This is a genomic window from Mesorhizobium sp. M7A.F.Ca.US.005.03.2.1 (assembly GCF_003997795.1).
Lineage (GTDB): Bacteria > Pseudomonadota > Alphaproteobacteria > Rhizobiales > Rhizobiaceae > Mesorhizobium > Mesorhizobium ciceri.
In genome coordinates, this window is the sequence record NZ_RZRP01000004.1 from 20,001 (window position 1) to 27,883 (window position 7,883).

The window sequence follows — 7,883 nt, forward strand, 5'->3', positions numbered from 1 at the left end:
CCTGCCGACGCTTGGAATTGTCGAATTTTGTGAAACGCAAGGGATCTTCTGTCGGGGTCTCTTGTGGGGATTTCAACGTCACGTCTGAGGATGCATAATGTCGGCCAGTAATCTTTCAACTTTCTACCGCTCAAATTCGCTACAGTCCGCAAGGGGTTGGCCGGGCCTGAAAGTTTCCCATTTTGCGACCCAGCATCAGCAAAGTGCATCGTGCTTCGAAGCGATGCTGTCCACTTGTGTGCTGGCAGACAAGCCCGGCTCTTTCGCGCAAGGGGATCTGCCAGCGTCGAATCTTGATTCGACAATGGATAAATTGCGGCAGGACCCTTTGGGCCATCTGGCACCGGATGTCTTGACATTGAATGGCTTGGAGCAACACCCACTGGATCTGCTGCCGCCAAATATGAGGGCGGCTCTCAAGGAGGACCAATCGCAACGCTCCAAGGCGACTGAAGCCCAACATCTGCTCGGCGTCACTCCGAAGATCGAGCCGGCTCCCAGGCCGAGCCCCGGAATCACGTGGAACGGTGGGTCGCTGACCACGGCTGAGTTGCAGATTGTTGCGGTACTCAACCGTCACAAGGACCAATGCCCGCTTACTTGGAAGTCGTTGACCGACAAAGCCAATGATCCCTCTACGCCACCGGATCTGAAAGCGGCGATCCAGGGACTGCAGCAGGATTCGGGACTTTTTTATGCGATTGGCTCGCAGGGCGACGGCCGCTGTGGAGGCAAGATCAACGCCAAGGACTTGGCCGGATTTTCAAACCACCACCCACAAGTTGCTGCATTTCAGGAAGCCCAAGCGCGAAGCTACGAGCAGAACTACATACCATCCGACGGCAGCGGAGGTTTGCAGCCTTCGGTCATGACCTTGAGCGATGCCTTGCGGGAGTTTTACCGGTACTCCGAAAATCTGTCCAAGGACCTGAGTCTGGATGAGTTCAAGAAAATGGTCGGCGGCGAATCGAAAAACGGCAAATTTCCGCCCCAGGTCATTGCGGCGGCGCAATATTTCCTCGATCACCCCGATGCTTGGAACCAGTTGTGCGGTGGCTCGAAAGGGAAGATGCACAAAGAGGATTTCCTGCAAGTCGCCTCATCGTCGATGAGCCTCACGCAAACTGAGCTGAATACGGTCGAGATGATCAAGGACCATCAGGACACGTTCTTTGGAAGCGGTGTTCTGACTCGCGACAAACTGGCGAAAATGAAAGACGACAAGAGCCTTGATCCGAAAGTGCGGGAAGCAGCCTCTCAGCTCCTTTCAGATCCTCTTTTGTTTGGCCTCCTGAACAATTCGATCACGGGCTATAAGACCCATCATAAATTCTTCGACTTTGGCGGCGGGCATACGGTTGATTCCGGCAATATCAGCAAAAAAGACTTTGCCCATTTTTGCACAAACATGTCGTCTGCGAACCGCAACGTTCAGCAGCCAATCACCCACGGCGCCCAAACCGCAGAAGAGCAGAATGCCGTCGCGGACATGAAGATGGGCCTGATGGACCAGCCTGACATTAAGTCAGCCAAAAAGAACGGCGGGGCCGTCATGCACGTCGTCGACTCCGTGCTCAAAATCGAGACGAAAGTGCTCGACTTGGCGGCAACGGCGGTGGGACTGCTCAGCTTCATTCCGGGCCTCGGACAAGTAGCCGATCTTGCCTCGATGGTTCTCGAGGCTGAGTCGCAAGCAGCCAATCTCCTGCGTACGGCCATTAACGGAGGCGATATGAAGCGAGCGCTGGAGGAAGCTGGCCTCAATATGGCCGCGCAGGCGATCGGCCTTATCGCAGGCCCCGAGGTCAAGCTGGCCATTCGAAATGGGCTCGTAAAGCACCTGATGGAAGAGGCCTTGGCGGCAGGCATTGATCTTTCGGTCTCGACGGCGCAGGACTACGCAGAAGGCTATGTGAATAACCTCAAAGCGCGCCTTGCAGGCGGCCCTGAGCAAAGCCTAGGCCTTCCGAGCATGCCATCATTCCAGAGTGTGGCAAGCAATGTGCCCTTCGTCGGCATTGCCTTATCCTAGCCGTCGCCTTGCGCGGAAGCTTTGGCTCGCGCGCTGACATAAGGGTCATTGTGGCACAAGCAGGGGTTCATCCGCATCAACGCAAGCGGTGTTCCTGACGCCATCTGGATCGGACTGTGAGGGGGATGTCCGAAGTCTGTGAAGACTTCGGTATATGACGACTTCAGAGTTACGCTGAGCCCAGCCATCTCGAGCCGGTGCGCCGGGTCGAGGTTTTCACGGGCGCCGGCCGGTAGCGGGAATGGTCTCCGGAAGGCACGGCGCGGATGGTGGCGGAGCGGCGCAGCCGAAGGAACGGCTGTCGCGCGCCCAGGGCGGCCTCCCGAACAGCAGACGATGATCTCCTGCCTTGGGCCTATATCCTCGTGCCACGCTCAAGGCAGTCGGCTGAAAACAGCGCTGATTTAAAACAGCATTATCCTGCACTGCACCCTCGATCCTTGCGCTCACCGATCGCTCGTCGACACGCACGCGGTCAAGTCGTTATCGGCGCTATGCCGATGGGCTTCGAGAGCAAGGTGGACGCTGAGCGGTGCGTCAGCCTCAGGGCGCGGCTGGCCAGCTTTGGGTCTCACGCTCTATGACGGCAACACCCGGCTGATCCACTTGGCCTGTTCGCGGGCTCCCGGCAGCGGCGCGGAAGCCACGGTCCGCCTTCCTCGGCTTCAGGCCAAAGATACCGCAGCATGCTCCAGAGCTATGTCTGCCGCCTTCGCCCCATCGTCGCTGGTCATGTGGAAAGGACAAGCAGGCTACGCACCCTATAATCCCGTCGGGCAGGATTCGACAGTCGACGGCGAGACATTCGCCAAACCTCCCCCTTGATTCTCAGCAACGTTAAAAAAAATTCACATAATGTTCGTGAGTGTAGTCTCCTGTCAGGTGGTACATTAGCCCCAATATCTGGCGTCTTAGTCGTAGAAAGGACTGTGATCTATCTTCCATTAGCATCCATACCAGCGGATTTACAGCAAATGACGAGAGAGGTCTCATGCGGATTGATGGGGATAGAAGGGCTAGCGGCTTGCTGCATCCCGTCCGGGTTGATGCTAACCAATGTTGACACTGGTAAATCGCCTAAGGACGGCAGCGCATCTTGATCGCCTTCGAATCCTGGGCCTTTGCGCGCATGCGGATCTAACCGTCGGCGAGCTGGCCGATATTACCGGTCTGCCTCGCGAGCAGGTTCGACGCCACGTTCGGCGGCTGGTCAGAGCCAACTTTCTTTGCTGCAACGAACAACGTCCGCAGTCTTCGTACCATATGCAAGCAGGAGGCAAGGATGGCGAGCTGGCTCAATTGGTGGTCGATCTCCTGCCCCACGATGATGGCCATCATAAAAGAGACCTACAACGCCTGGAAGCAATACAAGACGCGCGGTTGAAGGGACCGCCTGCTTGATCGTGAAATAGATCAGTCCAAATGGAGCGCGACTACCATGGATAACTCCGCCGGCGGCGCCATCGCGCAGCCCGACACTTACGGGCGGCCTCACTTAGCCGCCGTCGACTCCCGCGTTCACGAACTGCTTCTAAGACAGGAGCGTCAGGAGCGGACAACTCTCAAACTGATCGCCTCCGAGAACTTTGCCTCCTCGGCGGTGTTGGAAGCGACCGGGTCGATTTTCACCAACAAGTATGCCGAGGGATACCCCGGTGCGCGCTACTACGCCGGAAACGAGATCGTCGATGAGCTTGAGACCCTCGCGATCGAGCGCCTGAAAGCGCTATTTGGCAGTGAACATGCCAACGTCCAGCCTTATTCAGGCTCGCCAGCCAACCAGGCTGTCTATCGCGCGCTTTTGAGCCCCCGTGACAAAGTCATGGGCTTGCCTTTACCCGAAGGCGGCCATCTGACTCACGGTTGGTCCGTCAATTTTTCCGGCAGCGATTATCAGCGCGTCCCGTACAGGCTGCACGAAAAGACACAGCAAATTGACTATGACCACTTGCGCGAGACCGCCAAGCGGGAACGCCCGAAGCTAATTTGGGTCGGCGGAACTGCTTATCCGCGTATTTTTGACTACGCGGCAATGGCCGAAATTGCTTCGGAGGTGAACTCGTATCTGGTGGCTGACATCGCCCACATCTGCGGCCTGGTTGTCGCAGGAGTGCATCCGAACCCCGTGTCCCATTGCGATGTGGTCACCAGCACCTCTCACAAGTCGATCCGCGGTCCCCGGGGTGGCTTCATTTTATCAAGGAATGAAGACCGTTATCAGCCCCTCCATCATCCGAAGAGCAAACACAATCTGGCCAAACGTATAGACCGCGCCGTGTTCCCTCTTCTGCAAGGCGGACCGCATATGAATACTATCGCCGCGCTTGCCGTCGCTTTGCAGGAAGCAGCGAACTCGTCCTTTCGTGTCTACGGTCAGCAGATCGTCCACAACGCCAAGGCTCTGGCCCAGGCACTTCTGGAGCGAGGTTATGAACTCGTCACCGGGGGCACTGACAATCACATGCTGATCCTTGATCTTCGGGACCGGTCGCTGTCAGGCAAAGCCTATGCGGAGCGCTTATCGCGTGCAGGCATCATTGCGAATTTCAATATGGTCCCGGGCGACCGGCGGCATCCGGCGCTGACAAGCGGCATCCGCTTAGGGACACCAGCGGTGACGTCCATGGGCATGCGCGAAACGGAGATGGTGCAGATCGCCGCTTTCATCGACTCGGTCTGCCGCCAGCCCGATGACCAGGAAGTTCATGCGAGCGTACGAAGAGACGTTGCCGACTTCTGCACTGCGTTCGATGTTCCCGGCATCCCCGACCGATAAGCCACCCCAATCCAGAAACTCCTCACTAACTCCAGCACTTGAAGCGAGGGCATTTTTATGACCAGGCAGTTCGTGTTCTCTTCCGAATCCGTCGGCGCGGGACACCCCGATAAGATGGCAGACAACATCTCCGATGCCATTCTCGATGCGGTCCTGCGCACCGATCCGAAGGCGCGCGTCGCCTGTGAAGTGTTGGTGAAGACGGGGATGGTCGTTGTGGCTGGCGAGATCACCAGCCATGCCCACATCGATTACAGCCAAGTCGCCCGCGATACGATACTCGATATTGGCTACGACGATGATGCGATTGGCTTTGATGGTCGACGTTGCGCCGTCGTTCTGGCCCTCACCGAGCAGTCGCCCGACATAAGCCAGGGCGTTGATGAAGGACGAGGGCAGGATCTCGGGCAAGGGGCAGGGGATCAGGGCATCATGTTTGGATTCGCATGCAACGAGACGGATACATTGATGCCCCTGCCGATCCAACTCGCTCACCATTTGACGAAAAGACAGGCCGAGGTCCGGAAAGCGGGACAGCTTGGCTGGCTGCGTCCGGACGTGAAATCTCAAGTGTCGGTACGCTACGAAGGGCTCCGCCCGGTGGCGCTGGATACCATAGTCCTGTCAACGCAGCATGACGAAGCGGTCTCACAAGCCACGGTCCGCGAAGGCGTCATTGAGGAGATCATAAAACCGGTCCTGCCGGCCCACCTGGATACTTCGGGGATCAGATTTCTGGTCAACCCAACAGGGCGGTTCGTGGTCGGTGGGCCTGCCGGCGACTGCGGCCTCACAGGACGGAAGATCATCGTCGATTCCTACGGTGGGACCGGGCGTCACGGCGGCGGTGCCTTTTCGGGCAAGGACCCATCCAAGGTTGACCGCTCGGCGGCCTATGCCGCCCGGTATGTCGCGAAGAACATCGTTGCCAGCGGCCTTGCGGAGGTCTGCGAGGTTCAGCTTGCCTACGCGATCGGCGTGGCCAGTCCGGTTTCTGTCATGGTCAATACCTTCGGAACCGCAAGGATCGAGGAAAAAAGGATCGAGCGCCTTGTTCTCGAGGTTTTCAATCTCCGACCGAAAGGCATCATCAAGATGCTTGATCTCTTACGGCCGATATACCGCAAGACGGCGACATACGGACACTTCGGGCGTGAAGAGCCTGAGTTCACTTGGGAGAAGACGGACAAAGCTGACGATTTGCTGCGTGAAGCCGGACCGGCAGCTGCGTGAGGGCGGCTGGATCAAGCGCATGCGGCAACCCATTTCAACTCGCGAGACCACGCCCGGCCGGCGTGGCAAGAAGCCGGCTCGGGTTTTGGCGGAGATTTTGATGCCGGATTATGACGTGCTTTGCATCGGCAATGCCATTGTCGACATCATCGCCCAGTGCGACGAGGAATTCCTCGAGACCAACGGCATCATCAAGGGCGCGATGAACCTCATCGACACACAACGCGCCGAACTGCTCTACAGCCGCATGGGCCCGGCGATCGAGGCGTCCGGCGGCAGCGCCGGCAACACGGCGGCCGGCGTCGCCAGCTTCGGCGGCCGCGCCGCCTTCTTCGGCAAGGTTTCCAACGATGCGCTGGGCGAAATCTACGCCCACGACATCCATGCACAGGGCGTCGCCTTCGACACCACGCCGCTCAAGGGCGAGCCGCCGACGGCGCGGTCGATGATCTTCGTCACCCCTGACGGCGAGCGTTCGATGAACACCTATCTCGGCGCCTGCGTCGAGCTTGGGCCGGAGGATGTCGAGGCCGATAAGGCTTCTGGCGCCAAGGTCACCTATTTCGAAGGCTATCTGTGGGACCCGCCGCGCGCCAAGGAAGCGATCCGCCAGACGGCGAAGCTGGCGCACGCAGCAGGCCGCGAAGTGTCGATGACGCTGTCGGATTCGTTCTGCGTCGACCGCTACCGCGACGAATTCCTCGAGCTGATGCGTTCGGGCACGGTCGACATCGTCTTTGCCAACAGCCACGAGATCAAATCGCTCTACCAGACATCCTCGTTCGACGAGGCGCTGGCGCAGATCCGCAAGGATTGCCGGATCGCCGCCGTGACCCGCTCGGAAAAAGGCTCCGTGATCGTGCGCGGCGACGAGACGGTGGTGATCAAGGCGACCGCCATCAAGGAACTGGTCGACACGACGGGCGCCGGCGATCTCTATGCCGCCGGCTTCCTGCATGGCTACACGCAAGGCCGCGACCTGCAAACCTGCGGCGACCTTGGCTCACTGGCGGCCGGATTGGTGATCCAGCAGATCGGCCCCAGGCCCCGGCAGAATCTGCGCCGCGAGGCTGAGCAGGCGGGATTGCTGTAGGGGTCCCGACGCTTTTAACCTCTCCCCTTGTGGGAGAGGTCGGATTGCCCCGATTTGTCCTTTACAAATCGGATGGCAATCCGGGTGAGGGGTAGCTTGGCGCCAAGCTGGAACACCCCTCAACCGTCTTGGCGCTACGCGCCAATCCACCTTCTCCCACAAGGGGAGAAGGAAATGCCGTCGCGCGGCTGTCACACATGACACCTACACGCAATCTGGGCGCCCGCGACTAACATCTGTGCGCCCTCAGTCAGTTGGGGTGTCAAGACATGCAAGACAGCAAGCTGTCGGGCGGCAGGATCCGTCGCCGCCGTGATTTCCGTTTTCCGCACTAGAAGTTCAACAATCGGCCGCAGCTGAGGGGGAGCGCGCGGCCAGAAGACAGATGCATGAACAGATTTCAAATCCAGGGCCTCAAGCAGGACGACTTCGCGGAGATGGTCGCGGAAGACGTCGAACGTGCACTTGCCCACTATGACGAGGCCATCAACAAGCCCACCATGGTCTCGGTCGGCAAGATCGCCGGCAGCATAGCGTCCGCTGTCACCTTGCTGTCACCGAAGCACCAGCGCGCCATCGACGCCATCCATGCCGACCTGCCCGGCCTGGCCTCGAAATTCGTGCGCGCGCTGGCGGCGGAAGCCGCGCGCCGCAGCGAAGCCGGTATTGCCGGCGTGACAAATCCGCCGACGACCCCGTTGGCCGATGTCGAGCCTCCTTCGCTGCCAAAGTCCGACGATCTCGAATCG

The 7,883-nt window shown here is 59.0% G+C and carries 5 protein-coding genes and 1 pseudogene; all 6 read left to right on the plus strand.

Annotation, left to right across the window (positions count from 1 at the left end; translation table 11 throughout):
• Positions 1-97: 97 nt before the first annotated feature.
• Positions 98-2,032 carry an HrpF/NolX family T3SS translocon protein gene (locus EN991_RS00510; protein WP_024505366.1) on the plus strand — a complete coding sequence of 645 codons (1,935 nt, stop codon included), beginning with the start codon at positions 98-100 and terminating at the stop codon, positions 2,030-2,032.
• 1,056 nt (positions 2,033-3,088) lie between these two features.
• On the plus strand, positions 3,089-3,433 hold the full coding sequence (locus EN991_RS00515; RefSeq protein ID WP_082826567.1) for a helix-turn-helix domain-containing protein: 345 nt from the start codon (positions 3,089-3,091) through the stop codon (positions 3,431-3,433).
• Positions 3,434-3,470: 37 nt separating this feature from the next.
• Entirely contained in the window at positions 3,471-4,808 is a 1,338-nt protein-coding gene (glyA, locus tag EN991_RS00520) for a serine hydroxymethyltransferase (protein ID WP_063169266.1), read from the plus strand.
• Between the two features lie 57 nt (positions 4,809-4,865).
• Entirely contained in the window at positions 4,866-6,041 is a 1,176-nt protein-coding gene (metK, locus tag EN991_RS00525; protein WP_063169265.1) for a methionine adenosyltransferase, read from the plus strand.
• Between the two features lie 100 nt (positions 6,042-6,141).
• Positions 6,142-7,134 carry an adenosine kinase gene (locus EN991_RS00530; protein WP_013528052.1) on the plus strand — a complete coding sequence of 331 codons (993 nt, stop codon included), beginning with the start codon at positions 6,142-6,144 and terminating at the stop codon, positions 7,132-7,134.
• A gap of 389 nt (positions 7,135-7,523) precedes the next feature.
• A pseudogene (locus EN991_RS00535) lies at positions 7,524-7,883 on the plus strand (hypothetical protein); the annotation flags it as partial.